The 24,142-nt window shown below is 50.0% G+C and carries 22 protein-coding genes; 14 read left to right on the plus strand and 8 right to left on the minus strand.

Annotation, left to right across the window (positions count from 1 at the left end; translation table 11 throughout):
• Positions 1-61: 61 nt before the first annotated feature.
• From SFW65_05925 to SFW65_05940, 4 genes are all read left to right on the plus strand, one after another.
• A complete protein-coding gene (locus SFW65_05925) occupies positions 62-1,105 on the plus strand; it encodes a hypothetical protein (protein ID MDX1922646.1) in 1,044 nt (347 codons plus the stop codon).
• A gap of 291 nt (positions 1,106-1,396) precedes the next feature.
• Positions 1,397-2,011, plus strand: a complete 615-nt coding sequence (locus SFW65_05930; protein ID MDX1922647.1) for a hypothetical protein — start codon at positions 1,397-1,399, stop codon at positions 2,009-2,011.
• Between the two features lie 36 nt (positions 2,012-2,047).
• On the plus strand, positions 2,048-2,386 hold the full coding sequence (locus SFW65_05935; protein MDX1922648.1) for a peptidoglycan-binding domain-containing protein: 339 nt from the start codon (positions 2,048-2,050) through the stop codon (positions 2,384-2,386).
• A gap of 52 nt (positions 2,387-2,438) precedes the next feature.
• Positions 2,439-3,113 (plus strand): hypothetical protein, encoded by a 675-nt coding sequence (locus tag SFW65_05940; GenBank protein MDX1922649.1) that lies wholly within the window; start codon positions 2,439-2,441, stop codon positions 3,111-3,113.
• An 86-nt stretch (positions 3,114-3,199) separates the two neighbouring features.
• On the opposite strand, the gene SFW65_05945 is transcribed toward SFW65_05940, so the two are convergent.
• Together SFW65_05945 and SFW65_05950 are read right to left on the minus strand one after the other, a co-directional pair.
• Entirely contained in the window at positions 3,200-3,913 is a 714-nt protein-coding gene (locus SFW65_05945) for a DsbA family protein (protein ID MDX1922650.1), read from the minus strand.
• Between the two features lie 165 nt (positions 3,914-4,078).
• Positions 4,079-4,399 carry a DciA family protein gene (locus tag SFW65_05950; GenBank protein ID MDX1922651.1) on the minus strand — a complete coding sequence of 107 codons (321 nt, stop codon included), beginning with the start codon at positions 4,397-4,399 and terminating at the stop codon, positions 4,079-4,081.
• 157 nt (positions 4,400-4,556) lie between these two features.
• On the opposite strand from SFW65_05950, the gene mutY reads away from it, so the two are divergent.
• The 3 genes from mutY to SFW65_05965 all read left to right on the plus strand — a co-directional run bounded on the left by mutY (position 4,557) and on the right by SFW65_05965 (position 8,129).
• The gene (gene mutY / locus SFW65_05955; GenBank protein MDX1922652.1) at positions 4,557-5,651 is read left to right on the plus strand and encodes an A/G-specific adenine glycosylase; all 1,095 of its coding nucleotides are present in this window, start codon (positions 4,557-4,559) and stop codon (positions 5,649-5,651) included.
• The gene (locus SFW65_05960; GenBank protein MDX1922653.1) at positions 5,651-6,397 is read left to right on the plus strand and encodes a DUF4852 domain-containing protein; all 747 of its coding nucleotides are present in this window, start codon (positions 5,651-5,653) and stop codon (positions 6,395-6,397) included. The genes mutY and SFW65_05960 overlap by 1 nt, the downstream gene beginning before the upstream one ends.
• Positions 6,398-6,620: 223 nt before the next feature.
• The gene (locus SFW65_05965) at positions 6,621-8,129 is read left to right on the plus strand and encodes a hypothetical protein (protein ID MDX1922654.1); all 1,509 of its coding nucleotides are present in this window, start codon (positions 6,621-6,623) and stop codon (positions 8,127-8,129) included.
• A 12-nt stretch (positions 8,130-8,141) separates the two neighbouring features.
• Here the strand turns inward: SFW65_05965 and SFW65_05970 are convergent, their stop codons facing one another.
• The 4 genes from SFW65_05970 to SFW65_05985 all read right to left on the minus strand — a co-directional run bounded on the left by SFW65_05970 (position 8,142) and on the right by SFW65_05985 (position 11,500).
• Positions 8,142-9,194, minus strand: a complete 1,053-nt coding sequence (locus SFW65_05970) for a site-specific DNA-methyltransferase (GenBank protein ID MDX1922655.1) — start codon at positions 9,192-9,194, stop codon at positions 8,142-8,144.
• A 337-nt stretch (positions 9,195-9,531) separates the two neighbouring features.
• A complete protein-coding gene (locus SFW65_05975) occupies positions 9,532-9,978 on the minus strand; it encodes a hypothetical protein (protein MDX1922656.1) in 447 nt (148 codons plus the stop codon).
• 64 nt (positions 9,979-10,042) lie between these two features.
• Positions 10,043-10,669 (minus strand): ribonuclease HII, encoded by a 627-nt coding sequence (locus tag SFW65_05980; GenBank protein MDX1922657.1) that lies wholly within the window; start codon positions 10,667-10,669, stop codon positions 10,043-10,045.
• Between the two features lie 3 nt (positions 10,670-10,672).
• Complete coding sequence (locus SFW65_05985; GenBank protein ID MDX1922658.1) at positions 10,673-11,500, minus strand: TIGR00282 family metallophosphoesterase; 828 nt, start codon at positions 11,498-11,500, stop codon at positions 10,673-10,675.
• A gap of 169 nt (positions 11,501-11,669) precedes the next feature.
• On the opposite strand from SFW65_05985, the gene SFW65_05990 reads away from it, so the two are divergent.
• On the plus strand, positions 11,670-12,554 hold the full coding sequence (locus SFW65_05990) for a 4-(cytidine 5'-diphospho)-2-C-methyl-D-erythritol kinase (protein MDX1922659.1): 885 nt from the start codon (positions 11,670-11,672) through the stop codon (positions 12,552-12,554).
• Between the two features lie 2 nt (positions 12,555-12,556).
• Positions 12,557-13,273: a DUF5765 domain-containing protein gene (locus SFW65_05995; GenBank protein ID MDX1922660.1), complete on the plus strand. Its 717-nt coding sequence runs from the start codon at positions 12,557-12,559 to the stop codon at positions 13,271-13,273.
• A gap of 7 nt (positions 13,274-13,280) precedes the next feature.
• Here SFW65_05995 and SFW65_06000 read toward each other — a convergent pair whose 3' ends face one another.
• On the minus strand, positions 13,281-14,924 hold the full coding sequence (locus tag SFW65_06000) for a peptidoglycan-binding protein (GenBank protein MDX1922661.1): 1,644 nt from the start codon (positions 14,922-14,924) through the stop codon (positions 13,281-13,283).
• Between the two features lie 424 nt (positions 14,925-15,348).
• Here SFW65_06000 and SFW65_06005 point away from each other — a divergent pair, with 424 nt between their 5' ends.
• From SFW65_06005 to SFW65_06025, 5 genes are all read left to right on the plus strand, one after another.
• Entirely contained in the window at positions 15,349-16,719 is a 1,371-nt protein-coding gene (locus tag SFW65_06005) for a peptidoglycan DD-metalloendopeptidase family protein (GenBank protein ID MDX1922662.1), read from the plus strand.
• 107 nt (positions 16,720-16,826) lie between these two features.
• Positions 16,827-17,579 carry a class I SAM-dependent methyltransferase gene (locus tag SFW65_06010; GenBank protein ID MDX1922663.1) on the plus strand — a complete coding sequence of 251 codons (753 nt, stop codon included), beginning with the start codon at positions 16,827-16,829 and terminating at the stop codon, positions 17,577-17,579.
• A gap of 80 nt (positions 17,580-17,659) precedes the next feature.
• Complete coding sequence (gene smc / locus SFW65_06015) at positions 17,660-21,169, plus strand: chromosome segregation protein SMC (GenBank protein ID MDX1922664.1); 3,510 nt, start codon at positions 17,660-17,662, stop codon at positions 21,167-21,169.
• A complete protein-coding gene (epmA, locus tag SFW65_06020; GenBank protein ID MDX1922665.1) occupies positions 21,147-22,217 on the plus strand; it encodes an EF-P lysine aminoacylase EpmA in 1,071 nt (356 codons plus the stop codon). Before smc ends, epmA begins: the two co-directional genes overlap by 23 nt.
• 96 nt (positions 22,218-22,313) lie before the next feature.
• Positions 22,314-22,820 (plus strand): hypothetical protein, encoded by a 507-nt coding sequence (locus SFW65_06025; protein MDX1922666.1) that lies wholly within the window; start codon positions 22,314-22,316, stop codon positions 22,818-22,820.
• On the opposite strand, the gene hemA is transcribed toward SFW65_06025, so the two are convergent.
• Positions 22,821-24,053, minus strand: a complete 1,233-nt coding sequence (hemA, locus tag SFW65_06030; GenBank protein MDX1922667.1) for a 5-aminolevulinate synthase — start codon at positions 24,051-24,053, stop codon at positions 22,821-22,823.
• Positions 24,054-24,142: the final 89 nt, after the last annotated feature.

Raw genomic sequence — 24,142 nt, forward strand, 5'->3', positions numbered from 1 at the left:
TCATACCTTGCTAACCTAAATTAGATAAAATGCCAGATATTTTATGAATTTTGGATACGGCATGGTTTATCCGCCAACACCAACCGCATTGCCCGCTGCTTCGCTATTGCCGCCGTTGCGGCCAGCGCCGCGTTTTTTCGAATTTGCTTCGCCATCCGAGAAGGTTGAAGCACACCGCAACGGAATAAGCGCCGCGCGCATCCGTGAATTGGTGCGGCTGCATGGTAATAACATTGTCATCGGGTTTGATATGGGAAAAACCAAATTCGATTCACGCTTGCGCGGCGTTTATACGCATGAGCAGGCTTTGGCACAGACCGAACTCGCAAGAAATAGCGCCATGCTCGAAGCCTATAACGAAGCAAGGCGGCTGGGGGTTCGGTTGCATGCGTATCTGGGCGGGCCAGGCGGGCCAACCGGAGGCAGGATCACCGATGGGGAAATGGAGCATATGCGCACATCCGCCGGTCTGGTAGGCATTGATACCAGCAGAAGTAACTGGATGAATGAATGGAATGATTGGGGTTGGAAAAAAGCAGCCCAAGAACAGCTTAAGGTTATTAAGCAATTAGGGTTCGAATCCTACGAACTGGATAATCTGGAACGCGATGCCCGTATCAGAGCGCCACGTGATGCCGATACTGCGATGAAAACCAGCGGATTAATTGATCTTTACCGTGAAACAGCAAAGTGGGATGGATCCTTGCGCTTGATGATGAAGAATCTGGAAGTCGAGAATCTGCAAGGTGTTGAGCAAGCGATGAACAGCGGATTGTTGAACCGCCGCAACTTTGCAGATTTCCATATCTCAGAAGAAAACAATCGGAGCCGCTGGCCTGCTATTGAACGTGCCTCTGCCCGGATTGGCATACAGCTAGCGCGTTCGCATGATACATACAACTATGCCACAACCCAGGCATATTCTCCGAGCCTGGAAGCGGATATGTTGCGTTTCAGTAATCTGCAAACAAATATTGCCATGCAGCAGCATCAAGAAGGATGGCGCATTAATGCGCAGGCAACCCCGCGTCCTGTCCATCAGCGCAGTGACCAAACACCAACTTCTACCCCCGCGCCATTCGTGATGCACCGCCATACGACATAACGTATGCGTTTAAAAAATTATCTATTGGTGTGCTGGAATGAATAGTCAAATCCCCAATAAAATCCTCATTTTTTAACCACGTATCATTTTTGCACTTTGTGATACATGCAAATAACTCAATAGAATCAATAACAAACAGCAAAAAAATATTTTCACCAGTTATTAACCATGTTCATTAACCTGCTAACCACCGATACAAAATGAACTTTTGCCCATTAAATATATTTTAAGGGCTTGCGCTGATAATCACGTTACACACAAGGAATTTTAGGCAATTACGTAGGAACACTAATGCGTCGTCGTAGATATCCAAATCATAGTGGCCCTCGCGCTGGCCGTACGCCGCGTGGCAGACCGTTTAGCCCAGAGGCACAAGCCGAACAAAATGCGATGAACGAGGTCATGAAAAAGTTATATGGCCCGAATGCCCGCCAGTTGAATCCGGATGGCATTGTTGGCCCCGCAACGAGAGGCGTTCAAGAGCTGATTGATAAGTCATTCCCGCCAGATCCCGCTAATCCAGGTGAAACCCGTTTGCAGCGCATGCAGCGCCTTAGCCAGTTTCTGGATACGCCTCAAGGCCAACAATTCATGGAACAGGCCAGAGCTAGCGGTGCAATGAACGATCTTAGCACCGGTGTCAACGCGCTGCCCGATACACCAAATGGCTTTATTCCCGGCACAGGGGTAGCGCCAGCGCCAACTGCCGCACCAACTGCCGCGCCAACCGCTGCACCGACAGCTGCGCCAACTGCTGCACCATCTGAAGCGCCAACCGCTGCGCCAACGGTAAGCCCACATCCGGCTGCGGTTGGATATACGGGTGAAGTTGGCACTACCGAATTACCTGTGACACCAACACGCGCAAGTAATTTGATAACAGGACCAGTACCACCATCAAGCTAGAGCATTCATCAGGTTGGAACATTAAGGAGAGAGACCATGGCCGTTAAAGTATCACCCGAATCCATCGAAGCCGCGAAAGCGATGCAGCGCATACTTAAAACGTATGCAGGTTATACAGGCGAAATCGATGGCAACTTCGGCGCATTGTCGAGAGCAGCCATGGCACGATTTATGACAGCCCATAATGGCCATATGCCCATGATGCCTCATGTCCCTACGGCAACCGCAACGCCATCAGCAACGGTATCAGCAGCACCCAATAACATAGTAAGGCCAATTCTTTCTGGAGAGGTGGGCACCACCGAGCTTCCAGCAAGCAGCCAACCAAAGGTAGTAGACAATAGAATTGTCGGGCCGGTGCCACCATCAGCATAGAAATTGAAATGAAGTAAGCAACGTCATCACAACAACAAGAGGAGAGTATAGTATGCCATTTACAATTAAATTAGAATCAGCACCAGGTGAAGATCCAGCACGCGTAGAAGAACGCAAGGCAGCTCAAACAGCTTGGGGACAACGTCTTCAAACTGCATTTGGTATCCCCGATGCCCGCCTAGAAAATGGCGGTTTATTGCTTGGTAACCGTGGCCGTGTCACGCTGACCACCGGACCAACTCCGGGAACAGGCCCTTTTGGTAAGCCAATTCCGGGCATAACCACGGACGTTCAGGCGTTAAACAATATCAATACTACGAATAATACCAATCGCTCTCCTTTCCCGAATAGCACTTCGGTTATGCAAGTTGGCGTAACCCAGCCAGATGGTAGCATTTTGTTGGCGCGTAGAGGCGTAACTCCTGGCACCCCCCCGGGCTTGACCGATGAGGCATCTACTCAATATTTTAAAGGGAAACTTGTGAATAACACCTATGTTCCAGACGGTCCTGCATTGACTGGCTCACAAGTACCAACTGGAACTGCGCTTGCTTCACTGAATCAAGTGTTTAATACAGTGCATGATGCTGCAGCGCCTGCAAATTCATTGATACCTGGCCTTACCCAGCGCACCAATGATGGTAAGATTATTGTGGCAGATGCGAGTGCAACGACCGGTACGCCAAGCGCAGCGGCACGCCGTCCAGCTGGCCCAACGGTAGTTTAATTACTGGTTGAGCTATAAAAAATTAATCCCCGTCAGGAAACTGACGGGGATTTTTTATGTGTGTTTTTTATTATGCGCGGTGAAGATTACTTCACATATTTGGCAATCGCCTTGTCGAAATCTTCGAAGGTGCCGATGCCGCTGATGGTTTCCGCGCCGTAGTTAATCACAAAGCTTGGCGTGGCATTAATCTTGAACTGGTTTTCAGCCTGCATGCGGCGTTTGACCAAAGCATCTTGCAGGTTTTTATCAGCTAGACATTTGGTAATGCGTTCCCCTGGCAGGCCCGCCAGTTTGGCATATTGGGTAAGGGTTGCTTCGGGGTCTGCCGCACTATTCCAAGCGTCCTGATTTTCAAACAGGGTTTTCACGAACGGGAAATAACGGTCTTCCGGCATGCATTGCGAAAGCTGCGCGGCTTTCAATGCCATGGCATTCAGTGGGAAGTCACGGTAGATAAGCTTGACCTTGCCGGTGGAGATATATTTTTTGACCACTTCCGGCAAAATATCCTTATGGAAATGTGCGCAATGCGAGCAGTTGAGCGATGCGTATTCGATAATGGTCACGGGTGCTGACGCATTCCCCATAACGTGTTCGGTTAAAATGTCACCGGTTTTAACGACGTGATCGGTGGTTTCTTTTTTTGCCACATCCTGCTTCATGGTTTCAATTTCAGGAGTTTTTGCTGCGGCTTTTTCTGATGCTTTTGCAGCCTCCTCAGCAAAGGCAGGCGATAAAGCGAGGATGGAAAGCACGAAGATAGAAAGGGGCAGAAGGGCAAAGAAGCGATGGCGCATTTCATATCCTTTTAGGTGGAGAAATATGGAATTATATAATCGTAATACTGTGGCAAGAGCAAGGCACGTATTACTTAGACGCCGCTCATATTATTCATAGGGCTTCGTTCACATAAGCTCACGGAATGGCGGTCGCCATTCTTAAAAAAAGCCCATTTTGCCCGGCTACACCTTATGTTCAAAGATAATTTTGGTGATGAAATTATACCCCACCAGCTGATTGATACGCTCCAGCATTACGCCGTGCATCATTTGAAATTGCGGGGCCAGCGCGCCCGGAATACGTACGAATAATTTTGCAGTTTCTGTTCCTTCACTGCCTGCGGCATTCGGCATTAGTGTGACGCCAACCGGGCAGGCATGTTCCGCCATATCATCACCGACAATGCTTTTCCAATGTTCCATCAACAAGCGCAGCACACGCCATTCAGGGCCAAGGACTTTGCCCGCCAGATTATTCAGCAGCTGTTGGATATGTTTTGCCATCAGAAAATCTCTAACTGTGGCGTTGGCTTTTTGCCGCTTTCTACGCTTCCGGTGCTCATGTACTTAAATGTACACTCCGCTCCGGTTCTCGAAAACAACAAAAATCCTTAGCCACAGCGAGATTTTGCATAAATTCTAATCCAGATATACTTAAACAATGATTCGTAGAACAGGTCTTAAGCCGCCATCGCCCACTGCGCTGCTGCGCTGGTATGATGCACATGCCCGCGATATGCCGTGGAGGGTAAAGGGCGGAAAGCGCCCAAACCCTTACCATGAATTATTATCGGAATTCATGTTACAGCAAACGCAGGTCGCAACGGTTATTCCGTATTTCCACGCCTTCACCAAACGCTGGCCGACGCTGATGGCATTAGCTGACGCTTCATTGGAGGATGTGCGTCACGCATGGTCTGGACTTGGCTATTACCGCCGCGCCAAATTCCTGCACGAATGCGCAAAGGCGGTGGTGGCGCGTCATGCGGGAAAAATCCCACAGGATGAAGAAATCTTGCGTACGCTGCCCGGGATTGGCCCATATACTGCCGCCGCGATTGCCGCGATTGCGTTTGATAAAAAAGCGGTAGTGATGGATGGCAATGTGGAGCGTGTGATGGCACGGGTATTTGCGGTGGAAGAAAAATTGCCAGCCGCAAAAAAGAAATTGCATGCATTGGCAACGCAATGTTTGCCCGAAACGCGTTTTGGCGATTATGCGCAGGCCGTGATGGAGCTGGGTGCGATGATTTGCACACCAAAAAATCCGCACTGCATGAAATGTCCGTGGAAGAAAAATTGTGCGGCGTTTGCAAAAAACATGGCGCAACACTATCCGCGCAAAGCGGCCAAACAAAAGACACCGCAGAAATATGCAACCGCCTTTATTGCGGTCAATAAAAAGGGCGAGGTATTGCTGCGCAAGCGCGATGAAACAGGGATGCTGGGTGGGTTATGGGAATTTCCTTCAACGCCATGGGATGCAACCAAACCCAGCGCGGCGGCATTAAAGCGCCATGCGCCCGTAAAGGTGCGCTGGCAAATAGGCAAAAAAGCCGTATCGCATGTGTTTTCACATTTTAAACTGGAAACAGCGTTGCGAATAGGCCATAGCGCTGCCGCATTTTCTGCGGATAATATAAATAGTGGCGAATATCGCTGGATGAAATGGAAGGATTTGTCCACACTTGCATTACCGACATTGACCCTTCGAATTGCAGATGCTGCGAAAGAATATCTAGAAGCGAAAACCTGATGAAAAAAATGCTGAACATCATCGCGTTTTTTCTAATGCTGGCCCTGCCGGTTGCTGCGTTTGCCAATCCGCCCGTGCGCAGCTACCTTGATTTGAATTATGTAAATGTGCTGCATGCGATGATCAGGATCGGCAAGTTCAAACCCGATAATACGGATTTTCTCGATGCGTACAGCATGGTTGCGCATTGTGATGTGGTGAAGGGCAGTTTTAACGATGAATTCCGCTGGAACCAGGCGCGTGAAGCGATGAAGAAATGGCTCGCGCCACGCTCGGGCAAATTCCCCACCCGTCTTGGCGTGCGCAGCAAAATCATGTTCTCGCGCTATGATAGTGATTCAAAATATTATCTGTTCTCCGAGCAAACGCCGATGCAGAAGGTGAATACCTTTCTGACCGATGCGCGCCCGCATGAGGAAGTATGCACCAAGCCCAATAATATCCTGCTGCCATCGCGCTTTCAGGTGATTACCAACAACCCTGTGACCTTGCCCGGCCTGCGTTTAAGCGAAGAACAGGCCAAGGATTTGCGCCAGAAGTTCGAACAGGCAGGGAATGTGAACCGTCTGGCCTATGTGCGGTTTAACATTGATATTACTGATGCCGAGTATATTGGCCCATCTGTCTTTTCAACCCAGCAAGGCGCCAATGACCGGCTGTGGAAAGTTAAAGCAACCATGCATTCCATCGAGTTCTTCTCGGACCCCCAGTACCGCAACCGCTTTTTCTACTTCGTGCCGTTCTAGTTAGGTCAGTTTACCCACAGGCGCTGGATTGGCGTGTGCACTGCACACAAGAAGCATAGACACCTCGCCGAATCGACAGATACGCTTACTAACTGTTTTTTTTGGTCAGTTTGGGCGGCAAAATTTGTCAAATCATTTTCCAATCAGTCATCGGCCAATAAATACCAAAACGCGCGTTCGGCCTTATTTTTTCACATCTGTATGTTGTAAGGATTTTGAATAGATGTTTTTAATCCCCCATCCGTCGCTGATTGACTACGCCAAAACCATTCTTCCAGAAAACAGTGATCCGGTTATCAGGGCTAAAGATTTCGTTCCGATTATCGAGCATATCCGTCACACTGCAGCGCCGTTGGTTCACGCAAGCTCCGGCTTTATGCGTCAATCGACCGAGTTCTGGCGCGAGATGCTTGCCAAAATGGGCGTAAAAAACTTGTTCACGATGGCGCTAAGCGAAATATGCGCTTCCGCTGCCGTTGCCGAACTGATGAGCGACCCGCGTATTGATAAGCCCGATTGGGAATTAAATAATGTTACAATTAAGGATGTTCCGGTTCGCGTTGAAGAACGCGATGTGATGTCCGATGAATTTTCCCATAATGGGTATGATTACAATGCCTTTATGGGTATGAAACATTTTGTCGCCTTTAACAAGGAAACCGGTGAACAAATCAAAACCGAAGGTGACCCGGTGATGCTGATTGCGCCCAATTCCGGTCATCCGCCTGAATACATCGATAAGACCGTTCAAGGTTATATGGAGCAAGGCAGGGATGTATATGTGGTCTATTGCCGTGATGCCATGGATATTCCGTTAACCGCAGGACGTTTTGGATTGAACGAATACATTTCCGGCCTTGCGCGCTTTACCAATTTCTTCCGCGATGTGGGTGTGCATGTTATTCCGATTTGCCAGCCGGGTCCGCCATTGATGGCGGCATTGGCATTGATGGGCGAGCTTGTTGAAAAGGGGCATAATCATATTTCCTTGCCGCGCACGATTGTTTCCAAAGCAAACCCGTATGACACGGATGTAAACCAGCAGCTTCCAAATAAATTTGCGCGCAGTAAACCATTATCTTGGTTTAAAAAGTTCACGCAAGCCGAAGTACCGCTGGGCTATGGCTATAAGGGAGCTGGTCGCAAGATATATTATGGCGCATGGCAGATTGCATCCTTCATGATGGGTAAGCCCGATAGCCATTGGCGTACGCTAGGCGATTATAACAAGGCAGTAGCAGACGGGCATCATTCGGCCGAACATAAAATCGGTAATTTTTATGGCAAGCGTTTCCTTGTTCCATCAAGCCTGACATGGGAATTTTATATCGAGACGGTCAAGGAGTGGTTTATTGATAATAGTCTTGCCAAAGGCACATTCCGCTTCACCGGAGAAATCTGCGGTCACGAATTTAAAGACCATGTAGTGGATCTTTCCAAGGTTAAAGGCCGCGATATGGGCGCATTGTTTATTGAAGGCGAGAAAGACGATATCACCGGTGTTGGCCAGGTAACCGCAATGTCGCGGTTGCTGACGGGTGTTCAAAAGCAATATTATATTTTAGTGAAAGGCGCTGGCCATACCGGCGTTTTTCGCGGGGATAATTTCGTCAATCATGTGTGCAAGCCAGTGGTTGAATTCATGCGCGCGTTTGACCGGATGCCAACTGCGCCAGAACCCAAACTGCGTTCCGTGCCATTGCCTCAATACGCTATTGGCAAGGCTGCTTAATGTATCATGCGATTAATTAACCGTTCCGCCATTTTCGGCGCGGATTTGCTGACGCAGAATATCAATCGGCTGCAATAATCCTTTTTTCGGTTCAAAATGCCAGAACGCCCAGCCATTGCAGGCAGGTGCGCCTTGCACTTCCGCGCCGACCTTGTGAATGGAACCGCTGATGTGTCCCAGCGGCGATGGTGCGATGATGCTGGCATCCGCCTTGACCTTTGCTGAAAACCGCTTGCGATGATCGAACAAGGCTTGGCCGGGACGAATGAGACCGCGTTCAAGGAGGGTACCAAATGGAATGCGTACCTCTTCGCGCTTAGATGTGATTTTCAAAACGTCTTCATCACTGATGGCCTGCACATTCGCGATGCGTTTTTTGGCGGCGGCGATATAGGTAATATCCTGCTCGCAGCCGATGAAATGACGGCCGAACTGTTTGGCCACAGCGCCGGTTGTGCCGGTGCCAAAGAAAGGGTCAAGCACGACATCACCGGGCCGCGTTGATGCCATCATGACGCGGGTTAATAATGCTTCGGGCTTTTGCGTGGGGTGGGTTTTATCGCCCGCATCGTCTTTCAAGCGTTCATTGCCCGAGCAAATGGGGATGAACCAGTCGCTGCGCATTTGCAAATCATCATTAAACGCTTTCATCGCTTCGTAATTGAAGGTGGGGCGACCCTTTGCATCCTTGGCGCACCAGATTAAAGTTTCATGCGCATTGGTAAACCGCTTGCCTTTGAAATTCGGCATCGGGTTAGCCTTGCGCCAGATGACATCGTTCAAGATCCAGTACCCGATATCTTGCAGCGCAGAACCGACGCGGAAAATATTATGATAGCTGCCAATCACCCAAAGCGCGCCATCGGGTTTTAGAATGCGGCGTGCGGCTTTGAGCCACGCGGTTGTGAACGCATCGTAATCCTTGAATGAACCGAATTGGTCCCATGCGTCATCTACGCCATCCACCCGTGAATTATCGGGGCGGTGCAATTCACCGCTGAGCTGAAGGTTGTAAGGGGGGTCTGCAAAAATCATATCGACACTGCATTCGGGCAGGCTGTTCATCAGCTCGATGCAGTTACCAGCAAGGATGGTGTTCAGGGGAAGGGTGGTAAGCGGCGCAGACTTAAGCGATGCAGCCTTTACGGACGCGGCCTTAGTACCTTTTGTTACAGATGCGGATTTCTTCTTGACTGCCATAGGACAAAAGGGCCTTTGAGGATATCTGTGGATAAGTCCAGCGGCAGTATAACGGGGATCTGCCTGTGGATAAACATCGGACTACGGTATGGCCGATTGGTAAATTATTGATAAACTTCAGACTGTTAAGAAATTTGGCATGCGCGGCTGAGTCTTTTGAGTCACATATTATTGCTCAAACGCCGCACATATATATAAGGGGTTAGTAGAAATCGTAATCGTCGGGCTTGTCTTTTCTGCCGCGGCCAAGATTGCGAATGGCCTGATAGAAAAAATTACTGCGGCCTTTTTGCGGATCATAAGGCACAACCGCAGGGCGTGCCGTGATGGTGAGGCCGCGCTTGCCCAATTCATCGCGGAACAAGTTCGTTGCCTGATCATACATTCCAATAGCTGCCAATCCTGCGCCAAGGGGCGATGAAAAATTCATCAGCACAGCTTCTGCGATATTAAGTGCATAGAGCGCTTTTACACGGCGCTGTTCGGAAGGATCGCCAAATTTTTCTGCAAAGCTTCTGAATTCCGGGGAGTGCAGAATGCGGCGCGAACTGCCCAATTCTTTTTTGGCAATTGCCAACAGCTCCGTCACCGATGGGACGGGATATTTATTAACTGGTATAAGGGGTATGCCCAATGCGTTCGTTGCCATGCGCGGGACTATACCCAAAATCCGCAGCATGTATTACTTTCAAGGAACAGTTTTTTGTTAATTTTTAAGCGAGATTGCGTGAGCTTATGCCCTTAACCGGGCCAAAACTTTGGCGGTGGTGCGGCGTGATGCCGTGGATTTGTAGGGCGGTTAAATGTTCTGCGGTTGGATAACCCGCATTATGCGCCCAGCCATAATGGGGGAATTCGTCATGCAATTGCTGCATCAGCCGGTCACGGGTGACCTTTGCCAATATGGATGCGGCGGCGATGGATAGGCTTTTGCTATCGCCCTTCACAATCGGGATATTCTTCATATTTGGAATATTGGGGGATTTATTGCCATCCACCAATACGCAGGCAGGTTGGTTTGAAAGTTGTAACACCGCGCGTTTCATGGCCAATAGGCTGGCCTGCAAAATATTTATTTCATCGATTTCCTGTGCCGAGCATTGCGCAATGCCATGTACGCAACATTCGATAATTTGCGGGAATAACACTGCGCGCTTTTTTTCGCTGATTTGTTTGCTGTCGTTGATTGCGCTTGCCAGTTTTTCCGGAAAGTTTTGCGGGATAATCACGGCGGCGGCAACCACCGGGCCTGCCAGCGGGCCGCGGCCTGCTTCATCCGTTCCCGCAATCAGCAGACCTCTATTACGACCGTTTTCGATTTCGTATAATAAAGTAGGCATGCGTTAGGCTGTTTGTTTCAAGGCTCCGGCCGTTTGTTTTAAGGCTCCGCCTAGGCGGTAGGTGGAAATGCTTTTGGCTAATCCTGTTTTGTCGTCTGATTCAACGAGTGCGGCGCATACCGTGCCTTCGCCTTCAGCAGGGGTTAAGCGTTCAAACGAATATTTGCGCGTCATGCGTTGCACGGATAAATCCTTCTTCATGCCAATCACGCTGTCGTAATCCCCGCACATGCCGGTATCGGTTTGGAAAGCGGTGCCATTGGCCAGAATGCGATCATCCGCGGTGGGCACGTGGGTGTGCGAACCCAATACAGCGGTTACGCGGCCATCGAATAAATGGGCAATTGCTTGTTTTTCAGAACTTGCTTCGCAATGTACATCAATCAAAATACCATCCACGGTTTTACCAAGGTGGTGGGCGTTGATAATTTCGGTAGTGGCAGCAAACGGGTCGTCCATCGCATCCATAAACAAACGGCCCATGACATTGACGACCAGCAGTTTGCGCCCCGTTTTGGATTGTGCGATAAAATGGCCCGAGCCCGGAGTATCCTTTGGAAAATTACACGGGCGCAAGATGCGCGGTTCATTTTGAATGGTCGATAATAATTCCTTTTGGTCCCAAACATGGTTGCCGGTTGTTAGCACATCAATCCCCAGCGCAAATAAATCAGCCGCAATCTTAAGGGTAAGCCCATAGCCTGCTGCCGCGTTTTCGGCGTTTGCGACGACAAAGTCCGGCTTGTGCTGCGCAGTGAGCACAGGTAGATATTGTGCAAGGGCATCTCGCCCCGCGCGTCCCATAATATCTCCAAAAAATAGTATCTTCATTCTAGCCTATCCATAATTCCTAACTGCGGCGTTATCTTTTTGCCGTTTTCTTCGCTTCCGGTGCTCATGTACTTAAATGTACACTGCGCTCCGGTTCTCGAAAACAACAAAAATCTTTAGCCGCAGCGAAATTCCGAATAGGCTATTTATTTCTTTCCAAGGAAACTTTATGAACCAGCCAGTAAAGAGTATTGTTGAGCGTGCGCCTGCCAAAATCAACCTCTACCTGCATGTGACCGGAAAACGGGAGGATGGTTACCATTTACTGGATAGTTTGGTTGTGTTTGCCAATGATGGCATGGCAGCAGCTGATGAAATTACCATTACCCAGTCGGATGCCTATAGCTTACGGATTGTCGGGCCACAATCTGCATTATTGCAGGGTGAATCCCACGATAAAAATCTGGTAACGATTGCGCTGCGCGGACTTGCCAGCAAATTGGGTCGTGTCGCACATGTGGATGTGCGCCTATATAAAAATCTTCCGGTCGCTTCGGGAATTGGCGGCGGGTCAGCCGATGCCGCTGCTGCACTTCGCGCTGCTGCAAAATGTTGGGGCGTGAATATCAACAGCGAGGCAGTGGTGCGCACTGCCAAAGAAACCGGCGCGGATGTGATGGCATGCCTTTATAACAAGCCATGCTATTTCAGCGGAATTGGCGATGTGATTGACGGCGTGAACGGATTGCCACGCACCTATATGGTGTTGGTCAACCCGAATGTACCACTTGCCACAGCGCATGTATTCAAAGCACGGTTGGGTGATTTTTCACATGCGGCGCGTTTGCCCAGTTTGCCCAATAGTGCCGAAGAATTGGCGGCGCAGCTTTCGGCGCGCGGAAATGATTTACAAGAACCCGCCAAATTATTATGCGAACCGATTGCCGATGTATTGTCGGCATTAAATGCGCAGCACGGATGTCTGCTGGCGCGGCTCTCTGGTTCCGGCGCGACATGTTTTGGATTATTCGCGCGCATTGAAGATGCGGAAACCGCAGCAGCTACCATTCGCCAATTGGGGCGTGAATGGTGGGTTGCGGTAAGCGGGTTTTAAACATGTGCTGGAGCGGTGAAGCATCGGCAGTACTAGCCAGCATCGGTATTGGTTCGACAATCTATGCGGCAATCAAGAAAGAGCCGCGCGTGTTATGGATTACGCTTGGCTATTTCTCGCTCATGGAATTGCTGCAAGCCTTTACCTATAGTGTAATTGATAAATGCGCTTTGCCATCCAATCAGGTTGCGACCTTGCTGGGTTATTTGCATATCGCGTTCCAGCCGTTTTTTATCAATGCGATGGCGATGCACTTTATTCCAAAGGATGTAAGCGAAAAAGTTGCGCCGTGGGTTTATACGCTGTGTTTTGCATCCACCATTTTCATGCTTATCCAGCTTTACCCCTTTGCATGGGCGGGCCATTGCACACCAGGGCATACGCTATGTGGGCCAGAGCTTTGTTCGATTTCAGGGAATTGGCATATTGCATGGGAAGTGCCGACCAATGGACTTGGTGAATGGTTTGCGCATCCGCCAATCCGCAGTTTCCCGACATTCTTTGTGGTCGCCTTCCTACTGCCGATGATTTACGGATCATGGAAACTGAATATCTATCACGCGGTGATGGGGCCGGGGCTTGCGTTCCTTTCGACCAATAATCTCAATGAACGTCCAGCGGTATGGTGCTTGCTATCCATCGCGTTTCTGCTGATTGTCATTAAGACAAAGCTGCGCGACATCATGCATGTGAAGCGCTGGTTCTGGTGGAAAGCTTAAAAATTATTTATTGTCCGCGTACATCGCGCATAAGTGATTCAATCAACTCGGCCGATGGCTCACCGTCGGGATATACCGAATGATCACGCTGGTACGCGCGAATGGCGGATGCTGTTTGCGGGCCATATTCCCCGTCAACACGGTCCACTTTGTAACCCAAGACACGCAACATGCGCTGGATTGCTTTGTTGTCGGCTTTTGCCTGTTCTTTGCTCATGCCTACTTGCGTTGATGGCGCGGGTGTTGGGACCGATGCAACAACCGGTGTTGCGGAGTAAGCAGGGCTGATGGAATTATCAATCTCATTCGCAATCTGTTGTGCGATGGCAGGCGTCATGGGTTGTTGAATTTGCGCCTGTGCTTGGGGCGGCGCAGGTACAAAAATATCATTCGCGGGGATGCTGTTTTGTGCGCCTTGCCCACCGACACCTGCGGTGGGTTGAATCATTTGCTGAATTTGCTGCGCAGGCGATTGTGCAGACGGCGCATAGCTTGGTTGCTGGTATTGTTGTTGCGGGATTTGTTGCTGCGCTTGTGCGCCTGCGGTCAAGCGTTGGATGGCTTCGGCTGCTTTTGCGTCGCCTGCTGCTGCGCTGCGTTGATACCATGCAAGTGCGGTTTCAATATCGGGCGCGCCATCAGCGCCGGTTTCATAGATGCGGCCAAGTTCGGTGTAGGCTTGGGTAACGCCTGCTTTGCCCGCTGCCTGAAACCAGCGGATAGCTGCGTTGATGTCGGTTTTGCCGATATTGCCGCCCTGATTTGCATAGGCAAGCCACATCATCGCTTCCTTTTCACCTGCATCTGCTGCTTGGCGGATCATTTCCACGGCAAAGGCTTGGTCACGTTGCACACCATCCCCTTTGAGGAACTTAGCAGCAATCAGCAACTTGCCTTTCTTGTCGCCGCTTGCTTCGCGGTTGAATAACGGTTGCCAATCGGGCGGCACGGCTTGACCACTTGCGGCCAATTTATTTTGAACAGAAATCTGGAACGGGCTTAACCGTGGTTGCACAGGCTGCTGGTAGGCAGGTTGCGCGGGCGGTGACAAATACGCCTGAGTGTTGCGCTGTGTTGTTTGCTGGTCATAGCGTGCACCAAGTGCGACAGGTGCCGGTGCACGAAATGATGGCGCTTGGATTTGCGGCATTTGTTGTTGCGCTGGCGGCGCATAATTATTGGCGTTTGCAAAATTTGGTGTATAGGTTTGCTGGGCTTGCGGCATTTGCACGGGTGCTGCTGGTGCAACAGGCGCAGCCATTTGTTGTTGAATGCTGCGTTGCTGAATGGCTTGCGCGTTTGCAGCAGCAGGCGCATTGCCACGCGGCCAGAATGCAACCGCGAGAATGGTGACCATGACGCAGCCTGCAAGAATGCCGAGATATTTATTTTGACGGTTACGTTCCTGAACATATACCGCCTGAAAATTTTTCAACGATTGTTCGAAATAGGTGAGCGATGAATCCACATTCTTTAAACGCTGCGCATGGCTCGCGAGATGAAGCGCTACATCAAAATTATCGTCCTGCTGATCCTCGGCCCACTGTTCTTGGTATTTGGGGTCTTGATAGCGCTCGTCTTGGACATATTGTTGCTGTTGCTGCTGGCGGGGCGACTGCGCGCGTGATCTTAAGGAAGTTGGATGTGCCATAAGCTGTTTTGCCCAAAATTAAGAATTCAAGTCGTTTTGATTCACGCGTTATTCTTATGTCCAGAATCCCAGTCTTGGAGCCCCTCATCAAGCCAACAATTATGGCAAATCAGTGAATCGGCGAAAGTGAATGCGGACGTGTCATCATAGATAGACGCTTTAGCTTGTGATTCTCCATAACAATTTGTGAAATTAATAATCTCGAATCCGGTTTATCCACAACTTGTGGGGAAGTTAAGGTTGACAGATCACGACGAGTTTTGATTATCTGCATCCTTCGAACCGTTAAGCATTAATTTATTAATGCCCTGCCAGTCTCGTTCCAGTCCTTGTGTACGTATTGGAACTCAACGTTTAGCTAAAGGTTTTTAAGCGCGTGGTTTTAAGCCGGGTTGGATCAGTTTTACTTATATTGCTTTCATTGATGAGCTTCGGGCTTGTCTATGCTCTGAATGTCAATGAAAAAGACCAAAAACCCGCTTTTGTGAACTCCATTGTAAACCAGATTCTGCAAGCCGGTATTATTCCGGCGCCAGCGAATGATGACCAAACCTTAATCGTCAGTTCTACCAATAATACCGTAAACAGTGCAGACCCGCTTCATGCTGCCATTAACGCCGCTGTATTCAAGCGCGTTGAAGAAAAGAATGGCCAGCTGCACCGCATTCTGGTCGTCGGGCGCGGTGAGACCTTAACCGCTCGCCTTGTCATGGCAGGGATTAGCCGCACTGAAATTCTGGCAACGCTGGAAGCTCTGCGCCCCCACATCAACCCACGTAAAATCCGTGACGGACAGGAAGTGGCGGTTTTGTTTACCCGTGATGGCGTGAATGAACGCTATGCCGGGTTGGAGTTGCATGACGGCTTTACAGTCGTAACAATTTCACGCAATCCAGCCAATACATTTGAAGCATCATTGAAAACCGTCGCCCCGGAAAAACGCCGCTTCGCCTTGCGCGGTGTTGTGCAAGATAATCTTTATGAATCAGGCATTAAGCTGGGCGTGCCCAGCTCTGTCCTTTCCACCATCATCAAAACCTATTCCTATAACATCGACTTTCAACGTGACGTGAAAGAAGGCGACCGTTTTGAAGTTCTGTATGAACAACTTGCGGATGCCGAAGGTCATACCAGCGGTGATGCAACGCTGATTTACGCGGCTTTGCAAGTGAACGGAAAAATCGTTCCTATTTACCGCGTGGCAACCTCTGGCAATGCGTATGAATATTTTGATGCCAAGGGCGAGTCCATCCGCAAAGGCTTACTGCGCACACCTGTTGAAGGCGCGCGTATTACATCGGGTTTTGGCATGCGTCATCACCCGATTATGGGTTACAACAGAATGCATAAGGGTATCGATTTCGGCGTTCCAACAGGTACGCCGATTTTTGCAGCAGGATCAGGTATTATTGAAGAAGCCGAGCGCAAGAGTGGTTATGGCCTTTACATCAAAATCCGTCACAATGGCCGCATTTCAACCGCTTATGCGCATATGAGCCGTTTTGGCCGTGGCATTACGCGCGGTACGCGCATCGCCCAAGGTGATGTGATTGGTTATGCAGGTTCAACAGGCGAATCCACCGGACCGCATTTGCATTATGAAGTATTGGTTGAAAACAATCAGGTCAATCCACTGAACGTCGATGTGCCGATGGGCTCTGCATTGGCAGGCAAGCAACTGGCTTCGTTCCAGGATTGGCGTAATAAGGTTCATACCCAGTTTGAACAACTGGTTGCTGCGGCATCTGACCCTGCACGCGTGGCGCAAAACCAAATCAACAGCACCACACGCTAATTCTTCCTCCAATCTCTTGTGCATAAGAGTCAATTCCCGTTTCATCGCGGGTCTAAACGCGCCATAATTGCTTTCCGGTTTTTTGATAAAAACGTAAGGCGATTTTAATGATTTCCTCCACTTTACAGCCGCATAACTGCCCGGTTTGCAAAGCGCAAGCCAAGGCACTGGACGTGGTCGATTTTAACAAGAACTGCGAAGAAAAGACCGGCGTTTTCCTGCCGTTGTCTGGCAAGACCGTTTACTATTATCACTGCCCCAATTGCGCCTTTACCTTTGCGCCTGAGCTGATGGCATGGAGCAAGGAGGAGTTTGAAAAAAACATTTATAACGAGGAATACGGGATAGTTGACCCCGATTATCTGGAAGCGCGCCCAGCCAATAATGCCAAGGCCATTTACGATACGTTTGGGCAGTATTACCAAGGTGCACGGCATCTGGATTATGGAGGCGGCAACGGTTTGATGAGCAAGATCATGCGCGAGAAGGGGTGGAATTCCACTTCCTATGATCCGTTTGTGAATACGGATGTTAATCCAGCCGATCTAGGCAAATTTGATTTCATTACTGCCTTTGAAATTTTTGAGCATGTGAGCGACGTAAACCATTTAATAAAGTCGTTAACGCAGCTCATGCATCCGCAAAGTGTGGTGTTGTTTTCAACCCTTATTTCTGATACCGATATTAAGCCCAATCAGCGATTAAATTGGTGGTATGCATCACCGCGAAACGGGCATATCAGTTTATTTTCAAAGAAGAGTTTAGCGCTGCTTGCTTCAAGCGTGAATTTAAAATGCGGCAGTTTTAACAATGTGGCGCATTACCTTTATTTTAACAAACCGGAATGGGCACCACATTAGCCCGAAATTATAGAACGAATTGATTTGAAATAACAAAAGATCCCTTCGAGCAAAGACAGAGAAAGACCAAAGGCAACGAAATGCAATTTACAAAAATGAAAATCACCGGCTTCAAATCCTTTGTGGAGCCAACCGAATTTGTGATTGAACAAGGCCTTACCGGTATTGTTGGCCCCAATGGGTGCGGTAAATCGAATGTTGTTGAAAGCTTGCGCTGGGTAATGGGTGAAAATTCTGCCAAGCGTCTGCGCGGCGGCGAAATGGATGACGTGATTTTTTCAGGCTCTGCGGGGCGGCCTGCGCGCAACCTTGCCGAAGTAACGCTCTATCTGGATAACTCGCAGCGCACTGCGCTCGCCGAATTCAACAATGAAGACGAAGTTGAAATCGTGCGCCACATTGAACGTGGTCATGGCTCTGATTACCGCATCAACGGGAAACCGGTTCGTCAAAAAGATGTGCAATTGTTTTTTGCAGATCAGGCAACCGGCGCACATTCGACCAGCATCGTTAGCCAAGGCCGCATCAGCGCACTTATCCAAGCCAAGCCTGCCGAGCGCCGTCAGGTGTTGGAAGAAGCCGCCGGCATTAGCGGGTTGCATGCCCGCCGTCATGAGGCGGAATTAAAGCTGAAAGGCGCGGAAGGTAATCTAACGCGCGTGGATGACCAATTGCAGGTGATGGATGCGCAAATCCGCAGCCTGAAGACGCAAACGCGCCAAGCCAGCCGTTACCGTAATTTGGGTGATCTTATCCGCAAATCCGAAGCAGGCTTGTTGTATTTAAAAGCCAAGCAAGCGGAAGTGAATTTACGCCTATCGGAAGATACGCATGCCGAGGCTGAAGGCCGCGTGCGCGAAATGGTTTCTTTAGTCACACAAATCACCACCCAGCGTACCGAGATGGCAAGCACATTGCCGCCACTGCGTCAGGCGGAAGCAGCTGCATCGGCTGTGGTGCAACGCCTTATTCTGGAACGTGAAGCATTGGAACGGGAAGCTGCGCGCATTGCTGGTGAACAGCAAGCCCTGCGCAATCGTTTGCAACAGACGGCAGAAGACACCGCGCGCGAACAAGCATTAGCAAGCGATGCAACCGCAGCGTTAGCACGCCTTGAAGAAGAACAATTATCATTAAAGGCAGAAAGCGAGCGTCTTTCCATCGCGCGTCCAGATTTGGAAGCCGCCGCGCAAACTGCACAAGAAGAAGTAACCGCGCAGGAAAAAACCGTTCAGGAAATCACCACCAATTTGGCAAGCGCACAAGCCCAGCACAATAGCCTGCAACGCCAGGAAGCGGCATTGCGTGAGCGTCAGCAGCAGGCCCAGCAAAAGAAGCTACAACTGGAACAGCAGATTGCGGAGCTTGAAGCTGAAATTGCGCGTCTGCCAAGCCTTGCGCTTGCCCTGAGCATGGTTGAAGCATGCGAAATCGATTTAACGCGCAAGCAGGCCGAAGCGAGCAGCGCGAAAGAATCCAAACTAACGGCTGAACAAACGCAAAGTGATGCCCGCGCAGCGCGCGAACGCGCATGGTCAGAAAAGACCAAGCTGGAAGCAGAAGCAGCAGCGCTAACGAAGTTGCTGCAATTGGAAGAAAACACTGGCACACCCTTAAGCGATTTGGTGAAAGTGGAACCGGGGTATGAAGCAGCTCTGGCTGCCGCTTTGGGTGATGCGCTTTCTGCGCCATTGGAAGATGCGGCAAAAATCTTCTGGCGCACATTGCCGCCATTCGATGCAACAGGCGCATACGCACTCCCGAATGGCGCGCGCGCATTAAAAGCGTTTGTGGATTGTCCATCAGCGCTTGCACGTGCATTAAGCCAAATCGGTTTGGTGGATGATGAGGCGACGGGCGAACGCCTAAGCAGCGAATTAAAACCAGGTCAGATTATTGTTGCGCAAAATGGCGCCGCATGGCGCTGGGATGGCTATACGCAAAAAGCCGATGCCGTAACGCCCGCCGCAGCGCGATTGCAACATCGCAACCGTTTGGCGGAACTTAATGCGCTTATCACCTATTCGGCTGGTAAAGCAGAGCAAGCTGAAGCAGCGCTTACCTCCGCTAATCAAGCGATGCAGGCAGCATCAACCCGTGATAGTGAAACACAAGCGGCTGTTGCACAGGCATTCGCGGCATTGAACGATGCACGTCGTAATCAAGCTGAAGAAACCCAAGCACAAGCACACAAGGCAGCCCAAGCCCAGCGTGTTCGCGATATGTTGCAGGTAAGTGCTGCCGATGAACAACAATTGCAAATCGAAGTGGAAAGCCTTACGGCACAGCGTAGCCAATGCGCCGATTTGGAAGAGTTGACGCGCAATCTCAATTCCGCACGCATTGTGATGGCAGAATTGCGCAGTGGTTTAAGTGAAAAGCAAGCTGCGCTTTCCGGTTACCAGCGTGATATGCGCGCCGTTGAAACCCGCATCACGGCTGTAGCCAGCGAACAGCAATCATGGTCAGCGCGTTCAACAGGCGCAGCAGCGCGTATTGCAGAATTGCAAACCCGCAACGAAGAATTGACGCAAGCAGAACAGGCGCTTGCCGAAAAACCAGCAGCGATTGAAGCGCAGCGTCAGGAATTGCTAACCAAAGCGAGTGCCGCCGAGGAAACCCGCAAGATTGCAGCAGATAATCTGCAAACGGCAGAAACCGAATTGGCAGCGGTTGAAAAACAAGCCCGCCAGCATGAAGAAGCGTTAAGCAATGCCAAAGAAAACCGTGTGCGTAGTGAAGAACAGATGTATCAGGCGCAGCATGCGTTTGAAGCGTTAAAGGCTGAAGCGCAGGAAAAATGGCATTGCACGACCGATGGCTTGTTGGAAAAAGCGGAAGTAAAAGACCCAAGCGAACTGCCAGCCATTAACCAACTGGAGCATGATTTTGCACGTTTCACCAAGGAACGTGAAAATATGGGCCCTGTGAACCTGCGCGCGGAAATTGAAGCCGAAGAAATTCAGGCGCAGTTCGACAAGATGACGGCTGAAAAAGAAGATCTGGTGCAGGCGATAGCCAAACTGCGTCAAGCCATCGGCACGCTGAACAAGGAAGCGCGCGAGCGTTTGCAAGTTGCGTTTGATGAAGTGAACAAGAATTTTGGCGAGCTATTCACCCGTATGTTTGGCGGCGGGAAGGCGCATCTGCAACTGATTGAAAATGACGACCCGCTTGAAGCAGGTCTTGAAATTTTTGCATGCCCGCCGGGTAAGCGTTTGCAGGCGCTGTCATTGCTTTCGGGCGGTGAGCAGGCGTTGACCGCATTATCGCTGTTATTCGCATTGTTCCTTGTGAACCCATCACCGATTTGCGTCCTCGACGAAGTCGATGCGCCGCTCGATGAAGCAAACGTCGATCGTTATTGTTCGCTGCTTCGTGAAATGGCGGAAAGTGGCAAGACACGTTTCCTTGTTATTACCCATCATCGCTTGACGATGGCCCGTATGGACAGGCTTTACGGTGTGACCATGGCTGAAAAGGGTGTCTCGCAACTTGTGTCGGTTGATCTGAAACAAGCATTGGCATTGCGCGAACAAGGCGAAGCATCCAACCAGAATAGCGCCTATGCGGAAGCCGCCGCAGAATAACCAGATGAATAGTCTGGGCAATTGGTGGCAGCCGGAGCAGTTTGCAGTCAAACGCGCTATCCTTGAAGCGCGCGCGAAGATTTTAGCAAATCTGCGCAGTTATTTTTCCAATGAGAATTTTGTGGAAGTGGATACGCCCGCGCTGCAACGCAGCCCGTGCATGGAGCCGCATTTGCACGCGTTTAAAACCGAATTGCAATCTCCGCATGGCGATACGCACCCGTTTTATTTGGCCACCAGCCCCGAATTCACCTGCAAAAAGTTGCTTGTAGCGGGAATGGAGCGCATTTATCAGCTTTCCCATATGTACAGGAATGCTGAATGCTCCAGTAAGCATCATCCCGAATTCATGCTGCTGGAATGGTACCGCACCGGCGTAGGCTATGATGCGCTGATGGATGATTGCGAAGCGATTTTGAAAGCTGCCTGCCAAGTCACACAACGCACGCAATGTGAATATAACGGGATGCGCTGTGATATTACGAAAAAAGCTACTCGTATCACTGTGGCGGATGCGTTTTTCAAATATGCAGATGTGGATGTGCTGGCCAGCATGGATGATGTGCAGCATCCATCAGCAACTAGAATTATGGCCGAAGCAACGCGCATTGGCGTGCGCACCGCCAATGATGACACATGGGATGATGTGGTATTACGCATTATCGGTGAAAAAATCGAACCGCATTTGGGCGGCGATGCGCCATGTTTTCTGACCGATTATCCATTGCCACTCGCCGCGCTTGCGCGTGCAAAGCCTAGCGATCCGCGTGTCGCAGAACGGTTTGAGTTGTATGTGTGCGGATTGGAACTTGCGAATGCTTTTGTAGAATTAACCGATGCATCTATTCAGCGGGAACGGTTTGAAAGTGATATGAAGCTGCGTAAACTGCGTTATGGTAGCGATTACCCGATCGATGAGGAATTTTTGCAGGCGCTGGAATATGGGATGCCGCAGGCGGCCGGTATTGCGTTGGGCGTTGATAGATTAGTGATGCTGGCGACGGGCGCGCAGCATATCAATGATGTGTTATGGTCGTCGGTTACATAATTTTTTCAAAACAAAATTAGTTTTAAAAACGCCCGCATCTTCCAGTTTTTCAAAAAATAAACACACTGCATCCACCCACCTTTCCAAGGATGCAGCATGGCTAAAAAAAATCGTCGTTCCCCTGTATCGCGCGATAAGCGATTTAAACAACGCACAACATCCGATTATGGCACGCCGGAACGCTGGCAGCATTCGGATCATACGCTGGAATATACAGATGCTGCTGGCATCTTTGCGATACGCGTTTGTGAACCGCATATTCTGGATCATTTGCTAAACCGAAACCTGCTGGATGCGCAGGCGCATGATGCGGGATTAAAGTTGCTGCGCGATTATCATGGATCGGGGATAGAAGCGCGAGTCACGGCTTCGTACACAAGCATGCGGGGCGCAAAAGCCGATGCGGAAGCACGCCTGTTGCGCAATGAAATAGAAGAAGCGGCTTATCAGCGTTGGCGTAATGCGTTGCGCATGATATCTGTGCCGATGCGTGATGTGGTTATTCATGTCGCATGTCTGGGGTATGCGCCGCGCGTAGCGCAATTGAACCATTTAAGGGATGGATTGCTGCAACTGGCGAAATACTACGGACTGGTTAGGTAGTTATTCGGCGGCATCTTCCATTTTATGATGCAGCACTTCGGATAGTGCTGAAACCAGTTCGGCGATGTGCGATGCCGTATGCAACGGGGTTGGTGTTACGCGGAAGCGTTCATTGCCGCGTGGCACAGTGGGGTAATTAATAGGCTGTACGTAGATGCCGTAATCATTAAGCAAAACATCGCTTAGTGCCTTGGCTTTGCGCGCATCACCAATATGGATAGGCAGGATATGGCTTGGCTCTTCCAGTAACGGCAGGTTTGCTGCCAGCAAAGCCTCCTTGGTTGCTCCAACAATTTTTTGATGTTGGATGCGCAATTCGGGATGGTTTTTTACGTAACGCACCGATGCAACCGCGCCTGCGGCAACCACCGGCGGAATGGATGTCGTAAAAATAAAGCCCGGCGCAATCGAACGAATAGCATCAATAATGGTGCGATTGCCCGTGATGTACCCGCCAATTAATCCAAACGCTTTACCCAAGGTGCCCTGAATAAGGCTGATACGGTTTAACACATTGTCGCGCTCGGCAATGCCTGCGCCGCGCTCGCCGTAAAGACCAACCGCATGCACTTCATCAAGATAGGTGAATGCGCCAAATTCCTGGGCAACATCCAGAATGGCTTTTAATGGCGCAAAGGTCGCATCCATCGAATAAACGGATTCAAACACCACGATTTTGCAGCTATCAGCCGGTGCGGCAGCCAGTAAGCTGCGCAGATGTTCGGGGTTATTATGTTCAAAAATGTGTTTTTCACAGCGTGTATGACGAATGCCTTCAATCATCGATGCATGATTCTTTGCATCGGAAAAGAAAATGGCATTCGGCAAAATTTTTGCCAGCGTTGCAAGGGTAGTGGCGTTTGCAAGATATCCGGAATTGAAAACAAGCGCTGCTTGCTGCTGATGTAAATCGGCAAGCTCTGCTTCCAGTTCGGCGTGGACAGGCATGTTTCCTGAAATGTTGCGCGTGCCGCCGCTGCCGCTGCCAAATCCATCCAGCGCGTCGTGCATCGCCTTTAGTACAACTTCATTTTGACCCATGCCCAGATAATCATTGCCACACCACACGGTAACATTTTTGGTGCGGCCGTCGGGCAAGCGTAATTCGGCTTTGGGGAATGCCCCGCGTTGGCGGGCAATGGGCGTAAAAATACGATAACGGCCTTCCGCCTTGATTCCCGAAAGGGAATTCACAAAGTGTTTTTCATAAGGGGAAATAAACGGCGTGTTCATATCTAACGGTAACAAAAAACGGGATGCGTCACATGCGCTAAAGTGTCGCATAAGCTTATGGTAATTGGCATGTTTTTACAAAAATTATT

The organism is Alphaproteobacteria bacterium (assembly GCA_033762625.1).
Taxonomy (GTDB): domain Bacteria; phylum Pseudomonadota; class Alphaproteobacteria; order UBA9219; family RGZA01; genus RGZA01.

Excerpts from the sequence above, each read along its gene's own strand:
- SFW65_05925 (MDX1922646.1), top strand. The coding sequence starts at position 62 with ATGGTTTATCCGCCAACACCAACCGCATTGCCCGCTGCTTCGCTATTG.
- SFW65_05930 (MDX1922647.1), top strand. The coding sequence starts at position 1,397 with ATGCGTCGTCGTAGATATCCAAATCATAGTGGCCCTCGCGCTGGCCGT.
- SFW65_05935 (MDX1922648.1), top strand. The coding sequence starts at position 2,048 with ATGGCCGTTAAAGTATCACCCGAATCCATCGAAGCCGCGAAAGCGATG.
- SFW65_05940 (MDX1922649.1), top strand. The coding sequence starts at position 2,439 with ATGCCATTTACAATTAAATTAGAATCAGCACCAGGTGAAGATCCAGCA.
- SFW65_05945 (MDX1922650.1), bottom strand. The coding sequence starts at position 3,913 with ATGCGCCATCGCTTCTTTGCCCTTCTGCCCCTTTCTATCTTCGTGCTT.
- SFW65_05950 (MDX1922651.1), bottom strand. The coding sequence starts at position 4,399 with ATGGCAAAACATATCCAACAGCTGCTGAATAATCTGGCGGGCAAAGTC.
- mutY (MDX1922652.1), top strand. The coding sequence starts at position 4,557 with ATGATTCGTAGAACAGGTCTTAAGCCGCCATCGCCCACTGCGCTGCTG.
- SFW65_05960 (MDX1922653.1), top strand. The coding sequence starts at position 5,651 with ATGAAAAAAATGCTGAACATCATCGCGTTTTTTCTAATGCTGGCCCTG.
- SFW65_05965 (MDX1922654.1), top strand. The coding sequence starts at position 6,621 with ATGTTTTTAATCCCCCATCCGTCGCTGATTGACTACGCCAAAACCATT.
- SFW65_05970 (MDX1922655.1), bottom strand. The coding sequence starts at position 9,194 with ATGAACAGCCTGCCCGAATGCAGTGTCGATATGATTTTTGCAGACCCC.
- SFW65_05975 (MDX1922656.1), bottom strand. The coding sequence starts at position 9,978 with ATGGCAACGAACGCATTGGGCATACCCCTTATACCAGTTAATAAATAT.
- SFW65_05980 (MDX1922657.1), bottom strand. The coding sequence starts at position 10,669 with ATGCCTACTTTATTATACGAAATCGAAAACGGTCGTAATAGAGGTCTG.
- SFW65_05985 (MDX1922658.1), bottom strand. The coding sequence starts at position 11,500 with ATGAAGATACTATTTTTTGGAGATATTATGGGACGCGCGGGGCGAGAT.
- SFW65_05990 (MDX1922659.1), top strand. The coding sequence starts at position 11,670 with ATGAACCAGCCAGTAAAGAGTATTGTTGAGCGTGCGCCTGCCAAAATC.
- SFW65_05995 (MDX1922660.1), top strand. The coding sequence starts at position 12,557 with ATGTGCTGGAGCGGTGAAGCATCGGCAGTACTAGCCAGCATCGGTATT.
- SFW65_06000 (MDX1922661.1), bottom strand. The coding sequence starts at position 14,924 with ATGGCACATCCAACTTCCTTAAGATCACGCGCGCAGTCGCCCCGCCAG.
- SFW65_06005 (MDX1922662.1), top strand. The coding sequence starts at position 15,349 with ATGAGCTTCGGGCTTGTCTATGCTCTGAATGTCAATGAAAAAGACCAA.
- SFW65_06010 (MDX1922663.1), top strand. The coding sequence starts at position 16,827 with ATGATTTCCTCCACTTTACAGCCGCATAACTGCCCGGTTTGCAAAGCG.
- smc (MDX1922664.1), top strand. The coding sequence starts at position 17,660 with ATGCAATTTACAAAAATGAAAATCACCGGCTTCAAATCCTTTGTGGAG.
- epmA (MDX1922665.1), top strand. The coding sequence starts at position 21,147 with ATGCGGAAGCCGCCGCAGAATAACCAGATGAATAGTCTGGGCAATTGG.
- SFW65_06025 (MDX1922666.1), top strand. The coding sequence starts at position 22,314 with ATGGCTAAAAAAAATCGTCGTTCCCCTGTATCGCGCGATAAGCGATTT.
- hemA (MDX1922667.1), bottom strand. The coding sequence starts at position 24,053 with ATGAACACGCCGTTTATTTCCCCTTATGAAAAACACTTTGTGAATTCC.